This window comes from Polynucleobacter sp. Latsch14-2, assembly GCF_018881925.1.
In the GTDB taxonomy this organism is placed as follows: Bacteria; Pseudomonadota; Gammaproteobacteria; order Burkholderiales; family Burkholderiaceae; genus Polynucleobacter.
The window spans coordinates 224,063-248,473 of record NZ_JACVPL010000003.1 but is presented as its reverse complement, the minus strand read 5'-3'; the positions used below and the strand labels follow the sequence as shown (position 1 = coordinate 248,473).

Here is a 24,411-nt window from a genome sequence, read left to right as displayed (position 1 = left end):
GACTAATATTGAGCTGCCTGAATGGCTAAATTAATTAAAAAAGGAGACGCTGGTGAACTACCCAATACGAGGTTTGATAGTTGTATTCTATTTTTTCATGAGTTGTGCATTTGCAGGGGAGGCGGCATTACCGCCTGGAGTGACGCTGACTAAGTTGGATGACCTGAAGTGGCAGATGTCTCCTTCTGGACGAGAATCTGCAGATATATTGGGACGGACAGATAAGCCTGGCCCTTATTTGAGTCTAATTAAGTGGGCTCCCAATCTCAAGGCCATGCCCCACAAGCACCCTGATGATCGTTATGGTGTTGTTTTGTCTGGCGTGCACTACATTGGTTATGGCGATAAGTTTGATGAAAGTAAATTACATGCCCACACTGCAGGTACCTTTTTTACAGAGCCTGCGAATACGCCGCATTTTGGGATTACCAAAAGTGAGGGTGCGGTCTTATATTTTTATGGCACTGGGCCAAGCGCCATTCTGCCAGTTGACTAATTCACCTTCTGCGTGCAGTGGGCCAAGCTCTAGATAGCCGCCGCATTCTGAAAGGTAATGGTTGGCTCATTAATGAAATCAACGACTTAGGGAGAAATTCCTAAGTCGTTTTTATTTATGCATAAGGTAGGGCCTATATTTTTTTTAGTGCAATAGTCTTGATCCTTAGAAATTAAGGGCCTCAAGACCCCTAGTTTGGGCAATGCGCTAGTTCAGTTAAGATTGTGCTAAATAACAATTATTAGTATTGAGACGAAGCATCAATTTCCGCAGTGCCAAATTAATTAACTCCATTTATTTGAATGAGGTCTTATGAAAAAGATTATCTCCGTTTTTGCAATGGTCCTTTCTTGTATTTATGTAGCGCCAGTCTTTTCGCAGGTCCATGAGCGCACTATTGATGAAATCAAGCAGGAAAGCATTCTGCGCGCAGAAAAAGGTGCCTATCCTTTGGGGGGCTTGAATCCTCAAGATGTTAGGGAAGCTCTTTCTTATATCAATACCCGTGATCGTGATGATTGGGCAGCCGGCTTTAGTAAGGTTGCTGCAAAGTACATGGAGATGGGACAGCAAGCATCGGACTCAAAGGTGGCTGGAGAGGCATATAAAAAGGCTTGGCGTTTATATTATTTTGCGCAATGGCCTGTACCAAACTCCGCAGGTAAAAAGCTTGCTTATGAGCATGCATTAGAGGCGTATGCAAAGTACAGCAAGACATTGGATAACCCAATGAAAGTCATTGAAATTCCATTTGAGGGTAAGCTTATTCATGCCTATGTGCGCATGCCAAAAAATGCAACAGGGCCAGTGCCAATGATCTTGGCAATTAGTGGTTTGGATAGTCGGAAAGAAACGGTTGCAGAAAGTTATTCACAAGTTTTGGATAAAGGTATCGGGTACTTAGCTGTAGATAGCCCAGGTACAGGTCAAGCGCCAGTTAAAGTCGGCCCCGGCGCTGGAAGAATGTTTTCTGCACTTTTGGATTACATGGCGCAGCAACCAGAAATGGATAAAACACGAATTGTGGTTTCAGGAGTGAGTTTCGGCGGCTATTGGGCAACCGATTTGGCGTTTAGGGAAAAGTCTCGAATCTTGGGTTCAGTTGCGCAATCACCCCCAGTGGATGAGTTTTTCCAAAAACAGTTTTTATATAAAAATACTCTAGGCAATCGCGAGTATTTGTTTGATTTGGCGCCAGCATTTATCAATGTATTTGAGGGTGCTTCCAATGTGAATGACTTGGCAAAGTTAATGCCTAGAATGTCTTTGAAGGCACAAGGTCTATTAAATCAGCCATCCGCACCGATGCTAGTAGTGACTGGCGCAAAGGATACGCAGGTGCCCATCTCTGACATTGAGTTGCTAATGCGTTCTGGTGATGTTCCCAAAGATGCTTGGATCAATCCGCAAGGCGGTCATTTGGGTCGTCAGCTAAAAGGATGGACTGATCCAGTGATTTTTACTGAGATCATTATTCCTTGGGAGCTGCGTTTGATTGAGGCCTCAAAGAAGCGATAGAGGATTCCATTCAAAAGAAATCAAATGAAAATATTTGCGAAATGTAAGTCTTGCGTCATTCTGCTGACCTTAGTTTTTTCAGGTCTAGCGCAGGCGCAAAACTATCCAACTCGACCTGTTCAGGTTGTGACGCCATTTCCACCTGGCGGGGCTGCCGATGTGATTGTGCGACTAGTAACACAGCAATTAACTGAGGGGCTGAAGACTTCATTTGTTGTAGATAACAAGCCCGGGGCGGGAGGGGCCATCGGCGCACAATTTGTTGCGCGCGCCATACCGGATGGCTACACCTTGTTATTGGCTTCAAGCAGCACAATGTCGATTACGCCGCATTTAAATCCGAAATTAGGTTTCGATACTATAAAAAGTTTTACACCCATTGCGCTTATTGGCTACTCCCCAAATGTATTGGTTGTGAGCCCATCCTTACCATTTAAAAATTCGGCGGACTTACTAGCTGCCGCAAAAGCAAAACCAGGTTTTTATAGTTATGCCTCCAATGGTAGTGGTACTTTAAGCCACCTCACGGGTGAGCTCTATCAAGAGGCTGGGGGCGTTGAATTTTTGCATGTGCCTTATAAGGGTGCTGCCCCCGCCGTAGTTGATGTGGCAGGCGGTCAAGTTTCTCTACTCTTTGCCGCTTACGCAAGTGTTGGACCGATGATTAAAGCTGGCAAGCTCAAGGCCTTAGGCATAACTAGCACTAAACGAATAAAAATTGCACCGCAATTACCTACGCTTTCTGAGTCTGGGCTGCCTGGGTTTGAGTCGAATCAATGGTGGGGTCTTTTTGGTCCAGCCGATATGCCACCCGAAGTGCTGAATCGTCTCAATATTGAATTGAATAAAGCACTAAAGTTTGCCGAGTTGCGAAAGCGTTTTGCTGAAGAGGGTATTGAAGTTGGAGGCGGCAGCCCCGCTGATTTTTCTGCCTTTATGCTGGCGGATTTTACAAAATGGGGCAAAGTCATTAAAAGCAGCAACATCACTACCAACTAGGATCTATTGCTACATATGAATCAAGCTATTACTCATGCCATTCCCGTAACCCAGCAATTGGGGAAATTTGTAGCTACTTTGCAGTGGTCTGAAGCAAGTCCTAAAGTAAAGAGTCTGATTCCCATTTTATTGATTGATTATTTTCGTGCGGCCTCAGCCGGTCAAAATAGATCATGGACAAATGCCGTAACAGAGCTTTATCGTTCACATGCATCGACACAAGAAGCCAGCGTTATATACGCAGATACGAAAGTGGATATTGCTCGAGCAGCGTTTATTAATGGCGTGGCCGCCGGTAGCTTAGATTGGGACGATTCACATGTAGCCGCCATTATTCATCCTGGCGTTGTGATTTGGCCTGCCGCTCTTGCTATGGCAGAGATTGTGAAATGCTCGGGCGAGGAATTGCTTACTGCAGTTCTGGCTGGGTATGAGACGGCGATTCGTATTGGAATGTCAATACAGCCAGAGCACTCTTTGCGTGGTTTCCAGGGGACGCCTACGTGTGGCGCATTTGGCGCAGCAGCTGCATGCGCTCGTTTATTAAAGTTATCTCCCGAGGGATGTAGCAATGCTTTAGGTATTGCTGCAACTTTTGCGTGCGGCCTTTCACAGTTTTTTGTTTCAGGTTCAGATATCAAGCGTTTTCACGCAGGCAAAGCTGCGGCTAATGGAGTGGAAGCTGCTTTACTCGCACACGCTGGATTGACCGGGCCACATGACGCTATTGAAGGAAGTCAAGGTTTTGCTCGCGCTTTCTCAGATCGATTTGATCCAGCAGTTTGTATAGCTAATTTACAGCGAGAATTTCCAACGGAATGGGTTTCATTAAAACCCCATGTCGGAAGTGTACGCATGCAGGCCGCAATTGAAGCAGCCGGCACCTTATCCAAATCAGGAATTACTGCCGATCAGATAAAGTCCATCACCATTGGTGTTCATGGTGCCATGATGAGTAAATTAGCATCGAATAAGCCCATTGATATTCAGCAGGCGCAACTCAGTACTCCATTTGCGGTTGCTATGGCTTTTATTATGGGGCCCACTAAACAAGGACCGCTTGCTCTCTCAGTTGATGATTATGAGTTAGCCCTGAAGGATCCATTGGTTTGGGATTTGTGTGAACGCACTGTTTGTGTAGTTGATGCGGAGGTGGAACAGCGCACAACGAGTGAGTCAGTCTCTGGCAGGGTTATTGTGCATTTGCATGACGGCAGCACTCAGGAGTATTTTGTAGCCAGCCCTAAGGGTTGCCCGCAAAACCCAATGAGCACCGATGAGGTGGCAGAGCGATTCTTGGCGCTTAGTTCCGCAATGCTAGGCGAAGCTGAATGTAAAACTTGGCTGGAATATGCTTACAAGATCGAGCAACTTCAGGATCTTGGTCCATTGTTTGCATTGAGAAAGTAAAGAAGCAATCCGACTGCGTAAAGTATTTAAAGTGCTTAGCGGGGGCGCGAATTTTTTTTGATAGTTTTACTCACTAGCATGTCATAGAGTATTTGCGCTGCTGCTGGTAGAGGCCGCCCTCGCCGAGAAATTAACCCTAGCTTTCTGCTCACTTTGGGCTCGACTAGTGGAATTGCCACTAGCTGCTCATGACCATCTGGGGGGAGAGCCATCCGGGGTACAACCCCCACTCCCAAACCTGCCATGACAAGACTTACCAGTGCTGGTACATGATTTACTTCGCAGAACCAGCGGGGACGCTCTAGTGAGCGAGCCAATGCTTGATCAATCAGAAATCGGTTTCCGCTACCTTGGGCTAGTGCGATATAGCCATGCTCTTTAATGGCACTCCAGGTAACTACTTTCGATTTAGCAAGTGGGTGGTGATTGGGGCAAGCAAGAACAAATGCTTCCTCAATTAAAGGGAGAAAATGAATATCAGCCTCTTGCGTGCCTACATAAGTCACCCCGAAATCTGCATCCCCTCGTGTAACGGCAAGCAGCACATCGCTCGATGATTCATCTAGTACACGAATACGAATCCCTGGATAGCGTTTGTGATATTCATCAAATACAGAAGGCAAAAAGTGGCCTACTGCTGATGGAACGCAGGCTAAAGTTACTTCACCTGATAACCGTTCTGCCACATCTTGAATACCGATCAGTGCACTCTCCAGTTCCAGCATGACATTTCGGGCTTTATGAACAAAAGTTCTCCCGATAGTGGTGAGCTCAATTTTGCGTGTCGTTCTCGTTAGCAATTCAACCCCTAGGGCATCTTCCAATTTATCAACCCTGCGGGATACGGCTGATTGGGAGAGATGGAGTATTTCTGCGGCAGCCCTAAAGCTTCCTAGGTCTGATACCGCCAAAAAAGCCCGAAGGTCTGCAAGGTCAAAATTCATGGCGCTCTCTATTATTGTGTTTAACGCAAGTATTAATCAGATATTTGCACTTTACACTAATATTAATTTAGCTGATCATGCTGATATAAATAAAAAACAAATAGCGCATTTGCAGTGAGCGTTATTAAAAGCTGGAATCTCCATGAGTAATGGAGGAGACAAATTTTGAGAGCCTATCGTGGTTATCGTAAGCCACGTAACAGCCATGGATCCATTGCAATTGTCATTTAGCTTGGACGAAATGAATCGGGTTCCAGGAGGTTGACTGCAAGTCATCGCTATTTCTTTTTTGACCCATATTTAAAAAGTCATTCGTACATCTAAGGATAGCCATGAGCACTAAAAATCAGACCAACCAGATCATTGCAGAAGCCAAATTGCAGGCTTTAGCTAAGCGTGCTTTTCAGAGTCTTGGTATGAATGAAAAAGATACAGATGATCTGGTTCGAATTTTGATGCTTGCAGATCTTTTTGGTTTGTCTACTCATGGTTTGAGTCGTATTGAGTCCTATGGGGATCGCCTCCGCATCGGCGGAATTAATGCAAAGCCAAATATTCAAATAGAGCGTTTAGCGCCTGCCATGATTGGGGTCGATGGCGACAACGGAGTTGGTCCTGTAGTTGGCATACGCGCTCTCAATGCAGCGATTGAGGCTGCAAAAGAGTTTGGAATTGCGGTTGCCTTTGCTCGTGGTAGTAACCACTTTGGCCCAATTTCTCCCTATTCATTGATTGCTGCGGAGCAGGGTTTTGCAAGCATTATCGGCAGCAATGCCACAACTACTATTGCGCCATGGGGCGGATCGGATGCTCGTTTGGGAAATAGTCCATTAGGTTTTGGAGTTCCCAACCCCAACGGCACTCCGTTTTTATTGGATATGGCAATGAGTGTAGTGGCGCGTGCAAAAATTAGAAATGCCTTCAAGCGTGGTGAACAGATTCCAAATACCTGGGGTACAGATGCGAAAGGCAATCCAACAACGGATCCCAAGGCTGCTCTAGATGGATTCTTGCTGCCGATAGGTGGACATAAGGGATATGGCTTGGCCTTAATGGTCGATCTATTCGCGGGTCTTCTCTCTAATGCTGGTTACTTGACGCATATCAAATCTTGGCAAGACGCTCCTGACGAGCCTCAGAATCTTGGACACTTTTTTATTCTGATCGATACCAAACGTTTAGGTTCAAGCGAGTGGCTAAGTGAGCGTATGGTCGACTTTGCTAAGATCTTGACGGATAGTCCTCCTGCAGATGCAGATAAGCCGGTGATTGTTCCTGGCATGATTGAATTAGCCAAGCTGGAAAAGCAGCGCAAACATGGAATTGAAATGAGTTCTGAGACTTTAGATTTATTAAGGCATTACGCTGGAGAATAAAAAATGAAAGCACTCTTTTGGGCGCGATTAATTTGCGCACTCTTGTCCTTAGGCGCAATGCTTGCAAGCCTTCAATGTGCCGTTGCACAAACTGCCGGCTACCCCAATAGGGCAATCAAAATGATTGTTCCTTATGTAGCGGGTGGAGCAGCAGATATCACTGCGCGACTAGTTGCACAGTCCATGTCCGATAGCATGGGGCAAGCAGTGATTGTTGAGAATAGGCCTGGTGCAAATGGCACGATTGGGGCAGATATGGTAGCCAAGGCAGCCCCTGATGGCTATACATTGCTGCTGACCGCTAGTGGCCCCTTGGTAATTAATCCTGTTTTATATAAAAAAGTACCATTTGATCCTATCAAAGACTTTTCCCCAATCAGCACGCTGATTACTTATCAGTATGTATTAGCGGTGCCATATGCATCACCGATTCAGAATATTAGTGAGTTAGTGGCCGGTGCGCGCGCTAAGCCTAAAGAGTTTAGCTATGGGTCAACTGGTATAGGTGGCGGGGGCCATTTAGCCGGTGAATTATTTGGGCTTTTGGCTAATGCAGAATTTACCCATGTGCCATATAAAGGTGCAGCGCCAGCGTTAGCGGATTTACTCGGCGGCCAATTGACATTTACATTTGAGCCACTGGTTACTGGTATTCCAATGATTAAGGCGAATAAGTTAAGAGGATTTGCAGTTTCGGGAATCAACCGTAGTAAGGGTATGCCGAATTTGCCCACGATGAATGAGTTAGGTTACAAGGGTTTTAATATCACCCAGTTTCAGGGTTTGTTAGCGCCTGCCGGCACTGATCCCGCAATCATTCGTCGTTTAAATGCTGAAGCCGTCAAGGCCTTAAAGTCACCTGCAGTGATTCGTCGCTTGGTAGATGATGGAGGCAATGAGATTGTTGGTGGGACACCGGCAGAATTTGCCGCCCAAATACAATCCGATCTACGCCTTTATGGAAAATTAATTACGGATGCGCATATTAATGCCGAGTAAATGTCTCTTCATTACTTTGAAAGGTGTGTATGCATCGCTATCAAGTTGATGTATTGATTCAGGGGTTTCCAGGGCGCGCCATCTGCCATGGCGGCTTAGGTTGGAGCACGGTGACTTTGATTCGAGGTCAAGGCCGCACCATCTTGCTCGATGTAGGCGCCTTCGGTATGCGAAAGCCGTTAGAGCGTCGTCTCAATGAATTTTCGGTTGCACCTACGGATGTTACTGATGTTGTGCTTACTCATGCGCATTATGACCACGTAGTGAATTTCACGCTTTTCCCGAATGCTAAGATTTGGATTGGTCAAGTTGAGATTGACTGGGCTGCTATGCAACCACCGGGCTTTAACCCTCTCCCCGAGCTTTATGTACAAGAATTGGCGACTTCTAAAAGGGTCGAGAGGGTGGCTTCAGGCCAGGAGTTCATTCCAGGAATTCACGCTTATGCTGTACCTGGGCACACCCCCGGCCATTTGTTATTTGTACTTAATAATGGCGAACATGACATTTTATTTACAGGCGACTCTGCCAAGAATCGAGCAGAATTATTATCTAGAAAAGTAGTTGATACTGACGATGACAAGGAAAGCGCCAAGTCAATCGAGTTGATCTGGCAGTATTGGAAGCAACGGCCAGGTAACCTATTAATTCCGGGCCACGATTTAACAATGGCATTAGATAGTCAAGATCAACCATGCTATTTGGCTGAGCGTGAAGCTGGTATTCGTGTTTGGTTTACTGAAAGTATTGAGCATTCAGATTTAATTGATTTAACCCATTCTTCTTAACCTTCTTCAGTATTGATACCTATTTTTATGACTCCATCTAAAGAATTGCTTCAAACAATTGCACCCACAGGGAAACTACGCGCTTCAATCAATGTGGGCAATCCTATTTTGGCTAATAAGGATCCCGTCTCTGGAAAGCCTTTTGGGGTCTCAATCGACTTGGCAAATGCCTTTGCGAAACAATTGGGTTTAGAAGTTGAATTGGTAGTTTTTGATTCAGCTGGAAAGTCAGTAGAGGCTGTAACGCAAGAGCAGGCAGATATCGGTTTTTTTGCTATTGATCCACTACGTGGCGAAGGGATCGCTTTTACAGCAGCCTATGTATTAATTGAGGGATCTTATTTGGTTAAAAATGATTCAGCGATTCAGCAAAATGATCAGGTAGATAGCAAGGGAAATCGTATAGTCGTTGGTAAAGGTAGTGCTTACGATCTATTTCTTGCAAGAGAAATCCAATCCGCAGAAATTGTTCGTGCACCGACATCACCTACCGTGGTGGATGTATTTCTAGAGGGTGGGTATGAAGTTGCGGCTGGTGTAACCCAGCAACTTCAAGCAGATGCCATTAAAAATCCTGGGCTGCGCCTTTTGCCGGGACGTTTTATGGTGATTAACCAAGCTATGGGCTTGCCAAAAAGTCGAGGCGAAGAGGCCGCTCTTTTATTGTCTCAATTTGTTGAGGAAATGAAAGCGAATCATTTTGTCGCTGAGGCATTGAAAAGACATCACATTCAAGGGGCATCGGTAGCACCCTTAATTTAATTTTCTTATCTGTATTTAGAAACGATATAGGCGCTCAGGATTACTGACTAATGCTTTGATTAGATTCTGTTGGTTTGGGATCCATTCTGGTAGTAGATCCAAGATTCTGGCATCGTCTACGATCCTGTACGGCGTGACTTGGGTTGCTGGAATGCCGGGCAAGGTATTGGTATGGGGCCAGTCGCTTGCCCAAAGTATGCGATCCGGATTGGTTTCTGCATACAGCTGAGCTAAGTCTTTTACTTCTTGATAATCCGGGCTTGCGCTCGATATGCGGTAGATGCCAGATAGCTTGATATAGACCTGACCTGTTTTTACTAAATCAAGAATCACTGGTAATTCAGTCTGCACTTTAAATCCATCTGCTCTGATAGATGCAAAGTGATCTAAAACAACAGGAACTGGCAGTGTAGTGATCGTATCTGCAATATCGGCAAGCAACTTAGCCGATGCATACATTTGAATATGCAGATCAAAGTCTTTAATCCTCTGTGCTACTTCGGTTAATTGCTTGCGCGCAACTTGGGCATCAAAGATGCCTGATGTAGAAAGGTTAATCCGTATGCCGCGAGCACCCATCGAGACCATATTGGCAAGGTCCTGATCGGAGGTATTTTGATCAATCACAATCACCACCCGTGCTGAGTCACCCATTTCTTTGGCGCAGAGTAGTTGGAAAGTATTATCAGATCCATAAAAGCTTGGTTGAATCAACACCACTCTAGACAAATGAAGATATTGCAGATGTTGTCTAAGTTCTGCTAGACCACACTCTGGTGGCGTATAGACCCTGTCTGCAGTCATGGGATATTGGGTGTATGGACCAATCGCATGAACATGGCAGTCACAGGCCCCAATGGGAATATCTAACTTGAGCTTCAATTCAGAATCCAATGGCCAGAGTCAGTCCAGTCTTTATGGGCTTGTCGCGCAAAAATTACTCACTCTTAATTTCAATCGTTTTTAGTAGCTTGCTATATTTAACCGACTCACGTCTCATAAACTCAACAAATTCAGCTTGTGAGTTTGACTTAATCAAAATACCTTCTTTCTCTAGTTGCCCGGTAAAAGAAGGGTCTTTCAAAATGGCATTAATTTCAGCGCTGAGATAGTTGGTGATTGCATCGGGGGTTCCTGTTGGCGCAAAGATGCCTCCCCAAAGGGTGTAGTTGAAGCCTTTGATAGCATCTTCAGATACCGTATGGACATCAGGCAGGACGGGCATTCTTGTCTCGGAGGAAACTGCGAGCGCCCGAAGATTTTTGCTTTCAATCTGCGGTAAAACCGCTGGGGCACTAGAGAAAAAGATATCGACGTGACCGCCGAGTAAGTCGGTCATTGCTTGGCCTGCCCCTTTGTAAGGCACATGTGCCATATCAATGTTCATATCTTGGACTAGGGAGACTGCCGCAAGGTGGCCTGGAGTACCGCTTCCGGAAGATGCATAAGTGAAGACCCCTGGCTTAGACTTGGCTAGCTTAATAAATTCTGGCAGAGTGCGATAGCTTGAGTTTCCAGGCGATACGAGGATGAGAGGAGCTTCGCCAATGACTGCAATCGGTCTAAAGTCTTTGCTGGTTTCATAGCCCACATCTTTATTCACTAGCGGGTTGATAACCATCTCCCCGGTTTGGCCGAGCAGTAAGGTGTAGCCATCTGGCTTAGATTTCGCTACAAAACGGGTGCCCAATGCCCCAGTGGCCCCTGGTTTATTTTCGACTACAAATGATTGCTTGGTGCGGGTACTAAGCTTTTCTGCGAGCCTTCTGGCTAATACATCGCCTAAACCTCCTGGCGCATAAGCCACTACAACTGAGACTAGTCTATTGGGATAGGCCTGAGTCGAGTTTTGTGCATTGCAATGTTGAACAAAGAGCAGCGCCGATAAGAAAAGGGTGCGAGAAATTGGCTTGATCATTTTGGTTTGAACTTATGCTGGGTGGTGTGACGATCTTACATTAATATGAAATAAATCTATATATAGTGAGCGCAGGTCAAACGCAAACTATCGTGATACATTCGTCATGATGCTCAACCAATCAAAACCGTACATAAGAGTTCGATTCAAACTGGAGACATAAATGAAGTTAATTAAATTGGCAATATTATTTCTATTCAGCATGGGATTGCCATGTTTAGCTCAAACATATCCAAATAAGCCAGTAAAAATTATTGTGCCATTTGCAGCTGGTGGTCCAGCAGATAATTACGCTCGCTTCATTGCGCTTCGCTTGCAAGATGAACTTAAGACCCCGTTTATTGTGGATGATAAGCCTGGTGCAGGCTCCATTATTGGAACTGATTTTGTTGCAAAATCTGCTCCTGATGGCTACACCTTGCTAATGATGTCCAATGCACAGACTGTGAATGAATCTTTGGTGGAAAACAAGCCTTTTAATTTAATGAAGGACTTTGTTGCCATAGCGCCCATCAATTATTCAGATTTGGTATTGGTGACCAATGCATCCCTGCAGTTTAAGAATTTAGGGGAGTTGATCCAATTTGCCAAAGCCAATCCAAACGTATTAACTTTTGCATCCTCTGGTACTGGCACGCCGTACCATTTTGCCGGTGAACTTTTTAACTCCATGGCTGGAGTTAAAATTTTGCACGTCCCATACAAAGGCAGTTCAGGCGCGCGAACCGATGTTCTGGGTGGTCAGGTAAATATGATGTTTGATGCCGTCACAACCATGTCGGAATATGTCAAATCAAATCAAGTTAAGGCCATGGGAACGACTGGCTTAACGCGTTCACCGATCTTGCCGGGTGTGCCCACCATTGCTGAAGCGGGCGTCCCAAAATTTGAAACTACTATTTGGTTGGGGTTGATGGCGCCTGCTGGCACTCCTAAGGAAATAGTGGACATGCTCAATAAGGCAGTGAACAAAATTCAACGGAGTCAAGAAGTCGTGGACTTATGGGCCAAGCAGGGGGCAACACCATTGAGTATGGGACCTGCGGCATTCACCAATTACTTGAATGCCGATATCCAAAAGTGGGCAAGCATTGTTAAGTCTGCCGGAATTAAAGCCCAATAATAATATTCATTTTTTCAAAACTCATATCAAAGGTGTAGCATGAAATTGTCAATTTTAAGTGGGGGTGCCGCAGCTGGTGTTGTGAAGGGCCTGCAAGCACAATTTGAAGAAAAATATTCTTGTGAGATACAAGCAAATTTTAGTGCGGTCGGTGCAATGCGTGATCTCCTTTTGGCTGGTGAGCCATGCGACCTAGTGATATTGACACGATCAATGATTGAGGGCTTAATCCAAAGCGGTCATGTTGTAGAGGGCTCACTTGCCTCATTAGGTATAGTTCGCACTGGTGTTGCTATTAAGACCGGCGATCCAATTCCTGCAATTGCTAATCGAGAGCAGTTGTTGAAAGCATTTAATGATGCTGCTGGAATCTACTTTCCAGATCCTGAAAAAGCAACGGCAGGTATTCATGTATATAACGTGCTCAAACAGTTGGGGCTTGAGAAGAGCAAACAGAATGCGCTGCACATTTTCCCTAATGGAGCCACTGCAATGGCAGCTATGGCAGCGTCTTCTACAGCTGGTTTGATTGGTAGTACGCAGGTAACTGAAATAAATATTACTCCTGGGGTGCAGCTGATTGGTATGCTACCTAAGGAGTTTGAGCTTGCTACAGATTATTGCCTTGGCATCTGTACCGCAAGCCAGAGTCGCCAACTAGCAGTCGATTTTGCTCATCTGCTTACAGGCACTGGTGCAGCAACATTACGTCAAGAGATTGGATTTGAGCTGAGCTAAGTGAATTGATTCTCTAAAAAAATACCAACCCATGGGTTGGTATTTTTAACGCTATCGTTAGTTAGGGCAAATGAAACGAAGGCTCTTACTTGATCCAGGTGATAAAGCGATCTTTGGGCCATCTCACCTTTTTAAGGTTCACTAACCAATCTTCATCAGCTTTTCTGTAGCCCAGCGGGAGAAGCAATACGCTGCGCAAATGTTTTTCTTTGAGATTCAGAATCTCATCAACGGCGCTCGGGTCAAAGCCTTCCATCGGCGTGCAGTCCACATCTTCTTCAGCTGCCGCTATTAAAGCAGTACCTAGCGCAATGTAGGCCTGTTTGGCGGTATGAATGAAATTAATTTCAGGGCCTCTAGGTGGATAACCTGCAATCAGCTTTTGACGATAAACTTCGCGATCCTTAAGCGTCACATTGCGAATCTCGTTGGTTAAGTCAAATACCTCATTGATGCGATCAGCAGTGTAATCATCCCAAGCGGCAAATACGAGTAAGTGTGAGCAGTCTGTGACTTGAGATTGGTTGTTAGCAACAGGCTTGATTTTTTCACGAAGCTCTTTATTGGTGATTACCAATAACTCATAAGGCTGCAGTCCGCTTGAGCTTGCTGTTAGCCTCACTGCCTCTAAAATTTTATCAACCTTTTCTTGGGAAACTACTTTACTAGGGTCCATCTTTTTTGCGGCATAGCGCCACTGTAATTTATCTACGAGACTCATTAATTTTCCTTTAAATAATTATTTTTCTTGCTATCGCTGCTATTAGAACTCTTTGAGTTAGATTCCCTCAACAGAGCCGCCCAAGCGTCTACTAATCCAATCCGTCATATAGTCCACAACCATCGTACTGTTATCAGCACCGCAGTGCTCAGCACCGCCATCAAATAGCGAAAATACCTTCAATTCTTTATCGGGGCTATTGACTGCTGCGGCAATGGTTTTTTCCGCATGCCATAAAGGAATTTGACGATCATTCTCACCATGCACCACCAGCAATGAACACTTAATTTGATGTGCAATAGGCTCCAGAGTCATCTGTCTCACAACCTGCATTGTTTTTTCAAAAGTGTCTTGACCAAATACCCAATTAACGTGTTCGGCATAACCTGGAACCGAAGGCTCGCCTTGTCCATTGAGCCTTCCTTGCACTGCATGACCATAATCAAAGATGGCCCCCCAGGCTACACAACATTTAAAGCGGGGTTCAAATGCGGCAGCCCGCGGCGCGTAGTAGCCGCCAAGACTCAAGGCCATGATTCCAATTCTGTTGGGATCTACATCCGCTCTGGTCTCTAAATAATCTACACACGCAGAAGCAGATCGTTCAGTATCGGGTCCGCTGGGTAAATTCTGAAGACGCAAGGCGGCCCCAATCCCAGGGTGATCAACAATCAAAGCAGAAATGCCGCGTCGTTTCAATTCATCGGCGATCGCGGAATAGACGATCTCTTTGGTTAAGTCAAGACCATTAAAGTGCACCATACAAGGTGTTTTTTCTGATCCTGGAGCCTTCATAAAGATAGCCGGAAGGTAGGTGCCTTCATATGGAACTTGAACATACTCAATAGGCTCTTTACGAAACCGCAGCCCCTTTTCATAGGCGGCAATTCCTTTTTTGTAAGCCACTAGTCGTCTTGGGTCTTTATGGCTAGGCATTCTCTCGGCCAATTGAAAATAGAGTCCCACTCTCAAATACTTACGCCCAGCCGATAATAAGTTTCCCGCAGCTTCATCTACTTGGGCTAAACGTTCAACCCGTTCAGCCATTTTGACCCAACTCTCAAACCAAGCATTTTGAGCCGTGACATCACCACCTAAGGCTTTAATGCCCGCATACTCTTTGAGAGAGCGACAAGCTTCATCAACCTCGGCAATCTGACCGCCGCGGTTTAAGGCTGACATCACCGCTAAACTCCAGGTGTAATTATTCGGAAAATATTCAAACATTTGTGTCCCCTATTAAAAATGGATGTGATGTATTTCGATTACTGCTTAGCAACTTTGGCGATCTTAAAAAGGCTATCTTGGTAAGCTATATCTTCTCGAATAAATTGAGAAAAATCTTTTGGAGATGACCCAACCGGCATCAATCCAATCTCATCAAAATGAGCCTTAATATCTGGCATTTTTAAAATCTGTTGAACCGCTTGTTGGACTCGGTCTACACGATCTGTGGGCGTTCCCGCTGGGTACCATAAGCCGTACCACCCAAAAATTTTTTCCATCTCCTTGTAACCAAACTCAGTAAATGTTGCTAGATCTGGTAGGGCGGGAGAGCGGATGCTGCTCGTAATCGCGATGGGCAAAATTCTTTTCTCCTTCATCACCTGAATGGAGCCGACTGTAGATACAAACGTCATATCAACTTGACCTGCTAAAACATCCGTGAGGGCTGGGCCACTCCCCTTATATGGGACATGGGTAATTTGAATATTAGCCGAGTGATTAAATAGTTCGCCAGCAAGGTGCGTTAGGTTGCCCTCACCCCCGGATGAGTAATTGAGCTGCCCGGGTCTGGACTTAGCTAGGGCTATTAAGTCTTTGAGTGATTTGGCTGGTACTGCATCATTCAATACCAATACCAAGCCGTAAGTTCTACCGAGCTGCGTTATCGGTGAAAAATCTTTTATGGGATCAAACGGTAGTTTTTTATATAAGGCCGGATTAGCTGTAAAAGACCCTGTCATGAACAACATCGTATAACCATCGGGCGCTGATTTTGCTACTAAATCGGCGCCAATAATCCCATTCGCTCCTGCGCGGTTCTCAACAATAACCGGTGTGCCCAAGATGTCGGTTAGTTTTTGTCCAAACTTTCTTGCTAGAGAATCTAAAGGCCCTCCGGCGGAAAAAGGAATAATCATTTTAATTGGCCGAGCAGGCCACTTCTCTGGAGGGGTGTTTTGTGAAAAAGCCAAAGATGAGCTTGTCAGGACAAGAGCTATTAGCAAAGCGCGAGAAAAAGAATTCCAAGAAATCATATGCAAGTGTCTTTCCTTGATGGCGTCGGTGCAGGGGTTTGCTTAACCTAGAAAATCAGTCTACCAAATCTTTAATCCGACAGGGGTCTTAATAGAGCAAGGTTTTTTCTATAACAAAAAGAACCTCTCTAGATTGAAAAGTTATAAACACTAAAATTTTTTGCTTGTAATTCTATTGCGAAGCAGCATGTTCATTATTGACTATTCAGTGATTCAAAAATAAACAACTTATACGCACTAGTTACGCTGCAAATTTGAGCTTATTTTGTTAGAAATACACACTTATTTGTAATATAGTTAGCGTTACAAATAAAAAAATATGGAGATATCACAATGGTTACATCGCCAGCAGTCGATTCGCACGCCCACGTATTTAATAAAAAATTCAGCTTTGCTACTGATGCGCACTATATTCCAGATGAAAATCAGCAGGGCTCACCTACCGAGTTTATGGATGTATTGCATGCCCACGGTTTCTCACATGGGCTATTGACCGGCGCTCTGCCATATGGTTTTGATAATAGCTGCATGCTTGACGCCATTAAAAATTCAAATGGGCACTTCAAGGGAATCGCGCTGGTCTCGCCAAACGTAACTGAAAAAGAATTGACTGCGCTTAATGATGCTGGGGTTGTCGGTATGCGTATCAATTTGATGTTTTATGGAAATAAAGAGTTACTTGAGCCTGGGGCTGAACGCATGCTTGCCATGATTAAGGAGATGGGTTGGTTTTTACAGATTCACTGCGAAAAGGACAATCTGGTTGATGCTGAAGATCTCTTGAGAAAAGCTGGAGTAAGAATGATGATCGATCATTTTTGCCGACCTGATATTCCCGCTGGAGTCAATAATCCAGGATTTCAAAAGTTATTAGAATTCGGTCGCGAAGGTAACACCGTAGTGAAGTTATCTGGACCATTTAGATCCTCTAATCAGGCGTATCCCTATCTTGATGTGGATCCTTTTGTTGCGGCCGTAGTAGATTCTTTTACGATTGATAATTGCGTATGGGGATCGGATTGGCCATTTGTCTTGATGGATCGTCGTGTAGATTACGGCCCGCCATTGACTTGCCTAGAGCGCTGGTTGCCCGATCCAAAGGATCAAAGAAAAGTACTCTGGGATAACCCTTCCAAATTTTTTGGCTTCAAGGCATAAAGACGTAATTAATAATGATGCTCAATCCATTAGAAGTTATACAGTCGTACAGGCCGCATGATTATTCTTTAGCGGATCTTTTCGATAGTCGCTCGATAGACCCGAATAAAGAATTTGCAGTCTTTAAGGGTCAATCTTGGTCCTATGCCCAATTTAAGAAAGATTATTTAACTTGCGCTCAGTATTTGGTTTCCAGGGGCATCAAACCAGGAGACCGTGTTGGGCTCATAGCCAAAAATAATATTGGGCATTTGCTCGTTTTATTTGCCTGCGCCAGAATTGGGGCGATTATGGTCCCAGCAAATCCAGAGCTCAGAGCCGAAGATGCAGCCTATATTTTTAGTCATGCAGGAGTTAGTGCGGTATGTTGCGATTTGAATCTCTTGCCGGTTGTGCGTGAAGCTTGTCAGGGGATTGATCCTGCGCCATGGTATATGTCCTTTGCTGGGAGTGAGAGTGATGCAGTAGATCTTTTAGAAATTCTCCAGCAAACTTTCACTGATCCTCTGCCGCCACCATCTTCAGCGGATGCTACTTGCCTCATTATTTTTACATCTGGTACCACCGGCTTTCCCAAAGGTGCGATGCATAGTCAACGAAATTTCATCACCTCAGGCGAGGCCAATATTTCAAGGCTTTGGTTGCAGACTGATGAGAGAGTGTTAACAGTGCTACCCTTATTCCATATCAATGCTTTGTTTTACTCGCTAGCAGGAACGATTGCAGCTGGGGCTACGATTATTATTGTTGAGAGATTCTCAGCGAGTACCTTCTGGGACACTGCCGCCGAGACAAGGGCAACGCAGGTCAATTTTATTGACACTGTTGGACTAATTCTGAAATCGAGACCGCGTTCAGAATTTAACCCTAACCATCAAATTCGGATTATCTATGGACTACGTCCTGAAGAAGAGGCTTTTTTCCAAGAGACATTTAAGGTAAGCGATTTAATTAACGGAATTGGCATGACTGAGATTCCTGGAATTATTTGCAACCCCTATGATGGCGAAAGAAAATTTGGCAGTCTGGGCCCGGTTGGTCGCCATCCAGATCCTAATAAACCATGGGCACAATGCCGCCTAGTGGATGACGATGGTGTTGATGTAGCCACTGACGAAGTTGGTGAGTTATGGGTTAAGCACCCAATAGTGATGCAAGGTTACTATAAGAATCCTGAGCAAACAGAAGCGGCTTTTGAGGGTGAATGGTATAAAACTGGCGATCTGATGAGACGCGATTCAGATGGATACTTTTACTTTGTCAGTCGTAAAAAAGACTTGATCCGTCGCCGTGGTGAGAATATTGCTGGCGCAGAAATTGATAAAGCTGTGGCATCACACCCCTCTGTTAAAGAGGTGGCTGCTGTTGGAGTGCCTTCCGAGTTGGGTGGCGAAGAAATTTTGGTTGCTATTGTGACCCATCCCAACGCCAAATTGGATGCTGCTGAGGTGGTTTCATGGTGCGCTGAACGTTTAGCAAAGATCAAGATCCCAAGATATGTTCTTTTTGTCGATGATCTGCCTCATACACCCACTTACAAAGTAGCTAAAAATGTATTGAAGTCTGATCCAAATTTAATGCAACAAGCAATTGATACTGAGGCTTAGAAGTCCTAATAAATATAGTTATCTGGAGGCGCCAATGTTTAAGTGTGTACAACGGTCTATTCTGCCTGTCTTGCAAATCGCGGTTTTGCTTGCTGGTACCTATTTATCAGGACCAACCTTCGCTGCTGATTATCCAACCAAGCCAATTAAGTTGATTGTGTCTTTTGCGCCAGGTGGCGGCACGGATGTCATTGCGCGAATTATTGGCAAATATCTTTCTGAAGATCTCGGGCAACCAGTCATTGTGGAAAATAAAGCGGGTGGCGGCGGCAACATTGGAGCCCATTTTGTGGCCACCGCGGAACCAGATGGCTACACCATCTTGGTAACTAGTACGGCATTCGCAATTAATCCAAGTCTATTCAAAAATGCTGGCTATGATCCGATAAAGCAATTTACCCCAATTATTAATGCTGGATATAGCCCTACAATTATTTTTGTTCACCCAGATGTTAAAGCCAATAATTTAAAAGAGCTTCTTACCTTAGCCAAGACAAAAGATTTGTCTTATGCCACCGCTGGTATTGGGACCGTGCCTTTCTTGACTTCTGAGAATCTTAATAAAATGGCCTCGGTTAACATCACCCACATACCTTTTGCGGGTGCCGGACCTGCTTTGAATGCGGTCATCGGCGGGCAGGTGCCTGTAGGTTCTGCTGCATTTGCAACTCCAGGGCTGATTGATTGGCTTAATAGCGGAAAAATTAGGCCTATTGCGATTTCTAGCGCGGTTCGCTCCAGATTTGTTCCCAATGTCCCAACGATTATTGAGTCTGGTTATCCTGGCGTTGTTGATGACACCTGGATTGCTTTCTTTGCGCCAGCTAAAACACCTAAAGATATTGTGGTGAAGCTCAATCAAGCGATCTCTAAGATCATTAAGCAACCGGTTGTGCTTGAGCAAATATCTAAAATTGGCTTTGATTGGAACCCCAATACTAGTGATGAGTTTGCTCAATATATTCAGGGTGAAGTGACTAAGTGGGGCAAGATTGTGAAAGAAACAGGAATTACACAAGAGTAAGTATTTATCAAGAACGATGTGAGGAGGCAGGCCGTGGCTGCAATTAGTTTAGTGACAACATCCCCTTTTGGGGAGTATCAAAAATATTTAACAGAGGGAAAACTGGCGTACCAAGAATCTGCTAGTGGCAAAGCCGTTTTCTATCCCAGGGTTTGCGCTCCTGGCACAGGGGAAGCTTTGACTTGGAAGATCTCAAAGGGTTTAGGCGAGGTGTACTCCACAACAGTCATTTATAAAAAAGATGTTCAGCCATACAACGTTGCCTTAATTAATCTTGATGAAGGCTTTCGAATGATGAGTCGCGTGGAGGGGATTGCTCCTGAAGCTGTGAAGATTGGTATGCGCGTGAAGTTTGTCGCAGCCAAAGATAAAGATGGTAATCCTTTAGCAATTTTTAATCAGGTCTAGGAATTTATATGCACGGTCTTAAACGAGGAAGTGTTGCGATAGTTGGGGTGGCGGAGTCGGATTTGGGCTTATGCGCGCCTGGTACTCAGGTGGTTGATCTAATGGCGCAAGCAACCATGCGGGCTTTAGATGATTGCGGATTAAAGCTTTCAGATATTGACGGTATATTTACTGCAACTACTCAAATGAGGATGTCGAGCTTAGCTCTCAAGGAGTATTTAGGGATTGATCCAAAGTACCAAGACAATACCCAGATTGGTGGCTCCTCCTTTATGTCGCATGTTGGGCATGCAATGCTCGCAATTGAGCATGGCTTATGCGAGGTGGCTTTAATCACTTACGGTAGTACACAAAAATCAGTGAGTCGCGCCTTGGCTAGCCCACGTGAATTTAATGCTTATGAAACTCCATACGATCCATTTATTCCACCTACAGCTTACGCAATGGCTGCGGCTAGGCATATGCATCAATACGGCACAACCCGGGAGCAATTAGCTCAAGTGGCTGTTGCTGCAAGACAATGGGCTTTGCTTAATCCTGTCGCCTGGGAAAAGAAGCCTTTAACAGTGGAAGAGGTTCTCAGTTCGAGGATGGCCTCCTATCCACTCACCGTACGAGATTGTTGTTTAGTCACTGATGGTGGCGGAGCAATTATTCTCACGAGTGCTAAGCGTGCTAAAGAGCTCAAGAAAAAGCCTGCATATGTATTAGGTGTTGGTGAAGCTTTATCGCATGCAAATATTTCCAGCATGCCAGATTTAACCGTTACGGCTGCTAGCCGTTCTGGTCCCCAGGCATACAAAATGGCTGGTTTAAAACCAAGCGACATGGATGTCGCCATGCTATATGACGCCTTTACGATCAATACCATTTTATTTTTAGAGGATCTTGGTTTTTGTCCAAAAGGCGAGGGCGGTCACTTTATCGAAAATGGTGCGATTGCACCGGGCGGTAAATTTGCGGTTAATACCAATGGAGGTGGTTTATCGTATTGCCACCCTGGAATGTACGGCCTATTTTTACTAATCGAGGCAGCACGACAAATTCGTGGTGAGTGTGGCGATAGACAAGTTTCTAATTGTGAACATGCCTTAGCACACGGTAATGGTGGTGTCTTATCTAGCCAAGCAACTGTGATTCTAGGAGCAAGCCCAGACTGAGGTAGTTGATATCAAGTGAGCGCTTCATCAAATTAAATAATAAGAAGTGCTCACTATTAAGACGCAAGATAAAGAAGGAGACAAAAATGGAAGTAGATATGGCCGTGCCTGGTTTCGACAGGATCGTTCCTAAGGAGTCCTCCCTAAGGCTGATTGCAGACGGTGTACGGTTTGGTGAAGGACCTGTTTGGAATAAAAGAACGCAAGAGCTTTTCTGGGTCAATATCGTTGGCGACAGTATTTGGAAGTGGAAAGAAGGCGTTGGTAAGTCAGTTGTCATGAACCCAAGCTACAAAGCGGATGGCATGACATTTGATCAAGAGGGGCGTTTAATAGTTGCTGGCTGGTCTTGGCGTCGAGTGTGGCGTTTAGAGCATGATGGTTCGGTAACGACATTATGCTCAGAATTTGAGGGCAAAACACTCAATAGCCCAAACGATATTATCGTTAAATCAGATGGCTCTATTTATTTTACTGATCCTACTGGCGGCTTATATAACGTTGAAATGCATGGCGATGATATCCAGCGCTACATAGATTACAACGGTGTATATCGAATCGCTCCAGATGGCAAAACTACCCTGGTGACAAAAGATTTTACCTACCCTAACGGCTTGGCATTTAATGCAGATGAATCATTGCTATATATCAATGATTCACGAGACGATTTAATTAATGTGTTTGATGTGAACGCTGATGGCAGCATTCAGAATGGACGTTTGTTTTATCGTTTGATTGGTCGTGAGCCTGGTGTAGCCGATGGTATGAAAGTAGATGTCGAGGGTAATGTGTATTGCACAGGCCCTGCTGGTATTCATGTAGTTTCCCCTGGTGGAGAGTTGCTCGGACGAATCAAGATTCCAGGACATTCCACCAATTTATGCTTTGGAGATGAAGATTGGAAGGGGCTTTATGTCACTACCTATGACTCAGTATTCAAAGTGCGGCTTGGTGTTGCCGGTATTGCTGTTTGGTAAACAAGGGGAAAAAGATGACTTGGAATTTTGAAAAAGTTTATGGCGATGCAAATAGACCCCTGGGCGGATTAGCCTGGGATGGTCAAAGGATGTTGGTCACCGACATCAATGACGGAACTTTGCTTGCCTTTGACCCTAATACAAAGAAGACGGAAGTAGTTCGCCGACATCTTAATCGGGTCAACGGCATTGCCTTTGGTAATGATGGCGCTTTGTATGGATGCCAAGAAGGATCCCGGCGAGTTATCAGGATGTTAGAAGACGGTTCTGCCACGATTACTGCAACACAAATTCATGGAGAAAATCATAATCATCCGCATTTGTTGACTGTAGATCATAAGGGCAGCATCTGGTTTAGTGACATTCATCATCCAGTAAAAGCATCCGGTCCGCAGATATTCCCTTACTTGCATCATCAGTCAATCTTAAAGTTAACACGTGAGTCAAGGCCGCGAGCTCATTGGCATATTGATAGGATGACTATTGATACCGTTAACCCAACAGGTTTAGCCTTATCGGTAGATGGAAAGACGCTCTATGTTTCTGAAAATAATCTAGAGCATGACGGCGTGCGGGAACTGCGCGCTTACCCTATTTTAGAGAATGGTAAGTTGGGCTTGTATCGTGTCTTGCATACATTTGGCAAGGATAGTTATGGGGTGCATCAGGGCATTAGCGGCATGTGTGTTGATGAATCTGGCAATATATTTGCCTGTGCCGGCTCAAAGGAGAGCGGTCCTGGCCCCATGATTTACGTGTTCTCACCACAAGGAGTCATCCTTGGTGCATACCCATTTCCCGTGGATATGCCGACTAACTGTGCTTTTGGGGATTCGGACCACAAAACGCTCTATGTAGCGACTTCTAACGGCAGTTTATATAGAGTTCAGGGCACGGAATATAAAGGATATATCCCGTATACAAAAGTCTCAAAGTAAAGTTTTTAATCCACTTGCTTATTTGAATTGAATTTATCGAGAGATTGAATTTGGTATGAAGCAATTAACACTATCGAATGTATTTTTTCGTGCTGATCTAGTAGTTGGCTTGATGTTGACTGTCCTATTGACAAGCTTTACATCAAACGCTTTTGCACAAAATTACCCCACACATCCCATAAAAATTGTGGTGCCATATCCGCCAGGTGCAGTGGGCGATATTATGATTCGATTGGTGACGCAAGGCTTATCCGATAAATATAAGCAAGGATTTGTGATTGAAAATAAAGCAGGTGGGGGCGGTATGGCCGCTGCCGAGGGGGTCGCAAGAAGCCCGGCTGATGGTTATACCCTTTTGTTTAACGGCCCAAATCACGTAACAAACTTAGCCTTATATAAAAAAGTGCCTTATGACCCAGTCAATGATTTCACACCCATTAGTTATGTAGCTTATTCACAGACTGTCTTGGTAGTTCATCCGAACACAGGCATTAAAACAGTCCAGCAGCTAGTAGATGCTGCAAAAAGTAAGCCAATGAGCCTGAACTATGGATCTTCAGGCAATGGCACAGGGTCGGCCTTGAAGATGCAGATGTTGATGCGCGTTACGGGAATGCAGATGACGCATATTACCTATCGGGGATCTTCTCAGGGAATAGTAGCGCAAGCAGCAGGCGAAATTGACACCTCTTTTGCTTCTACGCCGGTCGTTCTCGAATTTATTCGATCTGGAAAATTAACTCCATTGATGGTTAATGGTACCCAGCGCTATCCTGGCTTACCTGATGTCCCTACATCCAAGGAGCTAGGACTGCAAGACTCTGATGTTGAGGTTTGGTTCGGCTTATTTGGACCCAAAAATACACCCCCCGCTATTGTGAAGATGCTTTCGGAAGATATTCAGAAGGTATTAAGTGATCCTGCGGTGGCTGAGAAATTTAGTACTGTCGGTTTAACAATAGTTGGCTCGAATCCAACGCAGTTCGCCAATTTTGTCAAAAGCGAAACAATGCGTTGGCCAAAACTCATTCGTGAATTTGGTATTAAAGCTGAATAAGTGATTTTTAACTACTAAGGATTTTTGTA

General features: G+C 44.8%; 24 protein-coding genes. 18 read left to right on the top strand and 6 right to left on the bottom strand.

What is annotated here, in order from left to right; genetic code table 11:
* Positions 1-52: 52 nt before the first annotated feature.
* The 4 genes from ICN46_RS05020 (at position 53) to ICN46_RS05005 (ending at position 4,423) form a co-directional block, all read left to right on the top strand.
* Positions 53-496 (top strand): cupin domain-containing protein, encoded by a 444-nt coding sequence (locus ICN46_RS05020; RefSeq protein WP_216205379.1) that lies wholly within the window; start codon positions 53-55, stop codon positions 494-496.
* A gap of 312 nt (positions 497-808) precedes the next feature.
* The gene (locus tag ICN46_RS05015) at positions 809-2,014 is read left to right on the top strand and encodes an alpha/beta hydrolase family protein (protein ID WP_216205376.1); all 1,206 of its coding nucleotides are present in this window, start codon (positions 809-811) and stop codon (positions 2,012-2,014) included.
* Between the two features lie 24 nt (positions 2,015-2,038).
* On the top strand, positions 2,039-3,013 hold the full coding sequence (locus tag ICN46_RS05010; protein ID WP_216205374.1) for a Bug family tripartite tricarboxylate transporter substrate binding protein: 975 nt from the start codon (positions 2,039-2,041) through the stop codon (positions 3,011-3,013).
* 15 nt (positions 3,014-3,028) lie between these two features.
* Positions 3,029-4,423 carry an MmgE/PrpD family protein gene (locus tag ICN46_RS05005; protein WP_216205371.1) on the top strand — a complete coding sequence of 465 codons (1,395 nt, stop codon included), beginning with the start codon at positions 3,029-3,031 and terminating at the stop codon, positions 4,421-4,423.
* Positions 4,424-4,458: 35 nt separating this feature from the next.
* Here the strand turns inward: ICN46_RS05005 and ICN46_RS05000 are convergent, their stop codons facing one another.
* The gene (locus tag ICN46_RS05000; protein WP_216205368.1) at positions 4,459-5,367 is read right to left on the bottom strand and encodes a LysR family transcriptional regulator; all 909 of its coding nucleotides are present in this window, start codon (positions 5,365-5,367) and stop codon (positions 4,459-4,461) included.
* 332 nt (positions 5,368-5,699) lie between these two features.
* Here ICN46_RS05000 and ICN46_RS04995 point away from each other — a divergent pair, with 332 nt between their 5' ends.
* The 4 genes from ICN46_RS04995 to ICN46_RS04980 are packed head-to-tail and all read left to right on the top strand — an operon-like array spanning position 5,700 to position 9,292.
* Positions 5,700-6,743: an Ldh family oxidoreductase gene (locus ICN46_RS04995; RefSeq protein ID WP_216205365.1), complete on the top strand. Its 1,044-nt coding sequence runs from the start codon at positions 5,700-5,702 to the stop codon at positions 6,741-6,743.
* Between the two features lie 3 nt (positions 6,744-6,746).
* A complete protein-coding gene (locus tag ICN46_RS04990; protein WP_216205362.1) occupies positions 6,747-7,742 on the top strand; it encodes a Bug family tripartite tricarboxylate transporter substrate binding protein in 996 nt (331 codons plus the stop codon).
* Positions 7,743-7,771: 29 nt separating this feature from the next.
* On the top strand, positions 7,772-8,530 hold the full coding sequence (locus ICN46_RS04985; RefSeq protein ID WP_216205359.1) for an MBL fold metallo-hydrolase: 759 nt from the start codon (positions 7,772-7,774) through the stop codon (positions 8,528-8,530).
* A 27-nt stretch (positions 8,531-8,557) separates the two neighbouring features.
* On the top strand, positions 8,558-9,292 hold the full coding sequence (locus tag ICN46_RS04980; protein ID WP_216205357.1) for an ABC transporter substrate-binding protein: 735 nt from the start codon (positions 8,558-8,560) through the stop codon (positions 9,290-9,292).
* A gap of 15 nt (positions 9,293-9,307) precedes the next feature.
* Here ICN46_RS04980 and ICN46_RS04975 read toward each other — a convergent pair whose 3' ends face one another.
* The gene (locus ICN46_RS04975; RefSeq protein WP_216205354.1) at positions 9,308-10,174 is read right to left on the bottom strand and encodes an amidohydrolase family protein; all 867 of its coding nucleotides are present in this window, start codon (positions 10,172-10,174) and stop codon (positions 9,308-9,310) included.
* 55 nt (positions 10,175-10,229) lie between these two features.
* Positions 10,230-11,210, bottom strand: coding sequence for a Bug family tripartite tricarboxylate transporter substrate binding protein (locus tag ICN46_RS04970; protein ID WP_216205351.1), 981 nt, complete (start codon positions 11,208-11,210; stop codon positions 10,230-10,232).
* Between the two features lie 163 nt (positions 11,211-11,373).
* Between ICN46_RS04970 and ICN46_RS04965 the strand changes: the two genes are divergently transcribed.
* Entirely contained in the window at positions 11,374-12,333 is a 960-nt protein-coding gene (locus ICN46_RS04965) for a tripartite tricarboxylate transporter substrate binding protein (RefSeq protein WP_216205348.1), read from the top strand.
* 39 nt (positions 12,334-12,372) lie between these two features.
* Positions 12,373-13,071 carry a substrate-binding domain-containing protein gene (locus tag ICN46_RS04960; protein ID WP_255538749.1) on the top strand — a complete coding sequence of 233 codons (699 nt, stop codon included), beginning with the start codon at positions 12,373-12,375 and terminating at the stop codon, positions 13,069-13,071.
* Positions 13,072-13,156: 85 nt separating this feature from the next.
* Here the strand turns inward: ICN46_RS04960 and ICN46_RS04955 are convergent, their stop codons facing one another.
* The 3 genes from ICN46_RS04955 to ICN46_RS04945 are packed head-to-tail and all read right to left on the bottom strand — an operon-like array spanning position 13,157 to position 16,053.
* On the bottom strand, positions 13,157-13,792 hold the full coding sequence (locus ICN46_RS04955) for an NAD(P)H-dependent oxidoreductase (RefSeq protein WP_216205345.1): 636 nt from the start codon (positions 13,790-13,792) through the stop codon (positions 13,157-13,159).
* A gap of 57 nt (positions 13,793-13,849) precedes the next feature.
* A complete protein-coding gene (locus tag ICN46_RS04950) occupies positions 13,850-15,019 on the bottom strand; it encodes an alpha/beta hydrolase family protein (RefSeq protein WP_216205342.1) in 1,170 nt (389 codons plus the stop codon).
* Between the two features lie 38 nt (positions 15,020-15,057).
* Positions 15,058-16,053, bottom strand: a complete 996-nt coding sequence (locus ICN46_RS04945) for a tripartite tricarboxylate transporter substrate binding protein (RefSeq protein ID WP_216205340.1) — start codon at positions 16,051-16,053, stop codon at positions 15,058-15,060.
* A gap of 333 nt (positions 16,054-16,386) precedes the next feature.
* On the opposite strand from ICN46_RS04945, the gene ICN46_RS04940 reads away from it, so the two are divergent.
* From ICN46_RS04940 to ICN46_RS04905, 8 genes are all read left to right on the top strand, one after another.
* Positions 16,387-17,211, top strand: a complete 825-nt coding sequence (locus ICN46_RS04940; RefSeq protein ID WP_216205337.1) for an amidohydrolase family protein — start codon at positions 16,387-16,389, stop codon at positions 17,209-17,211.
* Positions 17,212-17,225: 14 nt separating this feature from the next.
* Entirely contained in the window at positions 17,226-18,818 is a 1,593-nt protein-coding gene (locus tag ICN46_RS04935) for a class I adenylate-forming enzyme family protein (protein WP_216205335.1), read from the top strand.
* A 34-nt stretch (positions 18,819-18,852) separates the two neighbouring features.
* Entirely contained in the window at positions 18,853-19,842 is a 990-nt protein-coding gene (locus ICN46_RS04930) for a Bug family tripartite tricarboxylate transporter substrate binding protein (protein WP_216205331.1), read from the top strand.
* Positions 19,843-19,875: 33 nt separating this feature from the next.
* The gene (locus ICN46_RS04925) at positions 19,876-20,250 is read left to right on the top strand and encodes a Zn-ribbon domain-containing OB-fold protein (RefSeq protein WP_370625484.1); all 375 of its coding nucleotides are present in this window, start codon (positions 19,876-19,878) and stop codon (positions 20,248-20,250) included.
* An 8-nt stretch (positions 20,251-20,258) separates the two neighbouring features.
* Positions 20,259-21,410 carry a thiolase family protein gene (locus ICN46_RS04920; protein ID WP_216205328.1) on the top strand — a complete coding sequence of 384 codons (1,152 nt, stop codon included), beginning with the start codon at positions 20,259-20,261 and terminating at the stop codon, positions 21,408-21,410.
* Positions 21,411-21,496: 86 nt separating this feature from the next.
* Positions 21,497-22,387 (top strand): SMP-30/gluconolactonase/LRE family protein, encoded by an 891-nt coding sequence (locus tag ICN46_RS04915; RefSeq protein ID WP_216205325.1) that lies wholly within the window; start codon positions 21,497-21,499, stop codon positions 22,385-22,387.
* Positions 22,388-22,401: 14 nt separating this feature from the next.
* The gene (locus ICN46_RS04910) at positions 22,402-23,325 is read left to right on the top strand and encodes an SMP-30/gluconolactonase/LRE family protein (protein ID WP_216205322.1); all 924 of its coding nucleotides are present in this window, start codon (positions 22,402-22,404) and stop codon (positions 23,323-23,325) included.
* A gap of 55 nt (positions 23,326-23,380) precedes the next feature.
* Positions 23,381-24,382: a Bug family tripartite tricarboxylate transporter substrate binding protein gene (locus tag ICN46_RS04905; protein WP_216205319.1), complete on the top strand. Its 1,002-nt coding sequence runs from the start codon at positions 23,381-23,383 to the stop codon at positions 24,380-24,382.
* The last annotated feature ends 29 nt before the right edge of the window (positions 24,383-24,411 follow it).

Coding starts and splice junctions, on each gene's coding strand:
- ICN46_RS05015 (WP_216205376.1), top strand. CDS start 809: ATGAAAAAGATTATCTCCGTTTTTGCAATGGTCCTTTCTTGTATTTAT.
- ICN46_RS05010 (WP_216205374.1), top strand. CDS start 2,039: ATGAAAATATTTGCGAAATGTAAGTCTTGCGTCATTCTGCTGACCTTA.
- ICN46_RS05005 (WP_216205371.1), top strand. CDS start 3,029: ATGAATCAAGCTATTACTCATGCCATTCCCGTAACCCAGCAATTGGGG.
- ICN46_RS05000 (WP_216205368.1), bottom strand. CDS start 5,367: ATGAATTTTGACCTTGCAGACCTTCGGGCTTTTTTGGCGGTATCAGAC.
- ICN46_RS04995 (WP_216205365.1), top strand. CDS start 5,700: ATGAGCACTAAAAATCAGACCAACCAGATCATTGCAGAAGCCAAATTG.
- ICN46_RS04990 (WP_216205362.1), top strand. CDS start 6,747: ATGAAAGCACTCTTTTGGGCGCGATTAATTTGCGCACTCTTGTCCTTA.
- ICN46_RS04985 (WP_216205359.1), top strand. CDS start 7,772: ATGCATCGCTATCAAGTTGATGTATTGATTCAGGGGTTTCCAGGGCGC.
- ICN46_RS04980 (WP_216205357.1), top strand. CDS start 8,558: ATGACTCCATCTAAAGAATTGCTTCAAACAATTGCACCCACAGGGAAA.
- ICN46_RS04970 (WP_216205351.1), bottom strand. CDS start 11,210: ATGATCAAGCCAATTTCTCGCACCCTTTTCTTATCGGCGCTGCTCTTT.
- ICN46_RS04965 (WP_216205348.1), top strand. CDS start 11,374: ATGAAGTTAATTAAATTGGCAATATTATTTCTATTCAGCATGGGATTG.
- ICN46_RS04960 (WP_255538749.1), top strand. CDS start 12,373: ATGAAATTGTCAATTTTAAGTGGGGGTGCCGCAGCTGGTGTTGTGAAG.
- ICN46_RS04955 (WP_216205345.1), bottom strand. CDS start 13,792: ATGAGTCTCGTAGATAAATTACAGTGGCGCTATGCCGCAAAAAAGATG.
- ICN46_RS04950 (WP_216205342.1), bottom strand. CDS start 15,019: ATGTTTGAATATTTTCCGAATAATTACACCTGGAGTTTAGCGGTGATG.
- ICN46_RS04945 (WP_216205340.1), bottom strand. CDS start 16,053: ATGATTTCTTGGAATTCTTTTTCTCGCGCTTTGCTAATAGCTCTTGTC.
- ICN46_RS04940 (WP_216205337.1), top strand. CDS start 16,387: ATGGTTACATCGCCAGCAGTCGATTCGCACGCCCACGTATTTAATAAA.
- ICN46_RS04935 (WP_216205335.1), top strand. CDS start 17,226: ATGATGCTCAATCCATTAGAAGTTATACAGTCGTACAGGCCGCATGAT.
- ICN46_RS04930 (WP_216205331.1), top strand. CDS start 18,853: ATGTTTAAGTGTGTACAACGGTCTATTCTGCCTGTCTTGCAAATCGCG.
- ICN46_RS04920 (WP_216205328.1), top strand. CDS start 20,259: ATGCACGGTCTTAAACGAGGAAGTGTTGCGATAGTTGGGGTGGCGGAG.
- ICN46_RS04915 (WP_216205325.1), top strand. CDS start 21,497: ATGGAAGTAGATATGGCCGTGCCTGGTTTCGACAGGATCGTTCCTAAG.
- ICN46_RS04910 (WP_216205322.1), top strand. CDS start 22,402: ATGACTTGGAATTTTGAAAAAGTTTATGGCGATGCAAATAGACCCCTG.
- ICN46_RS04905 (WP_216205319.1), top strand. CDS start 23,381: ATGAAGCAATTAACACTATCGAATGTATTTTTTCGTGCTGATCTAGTA.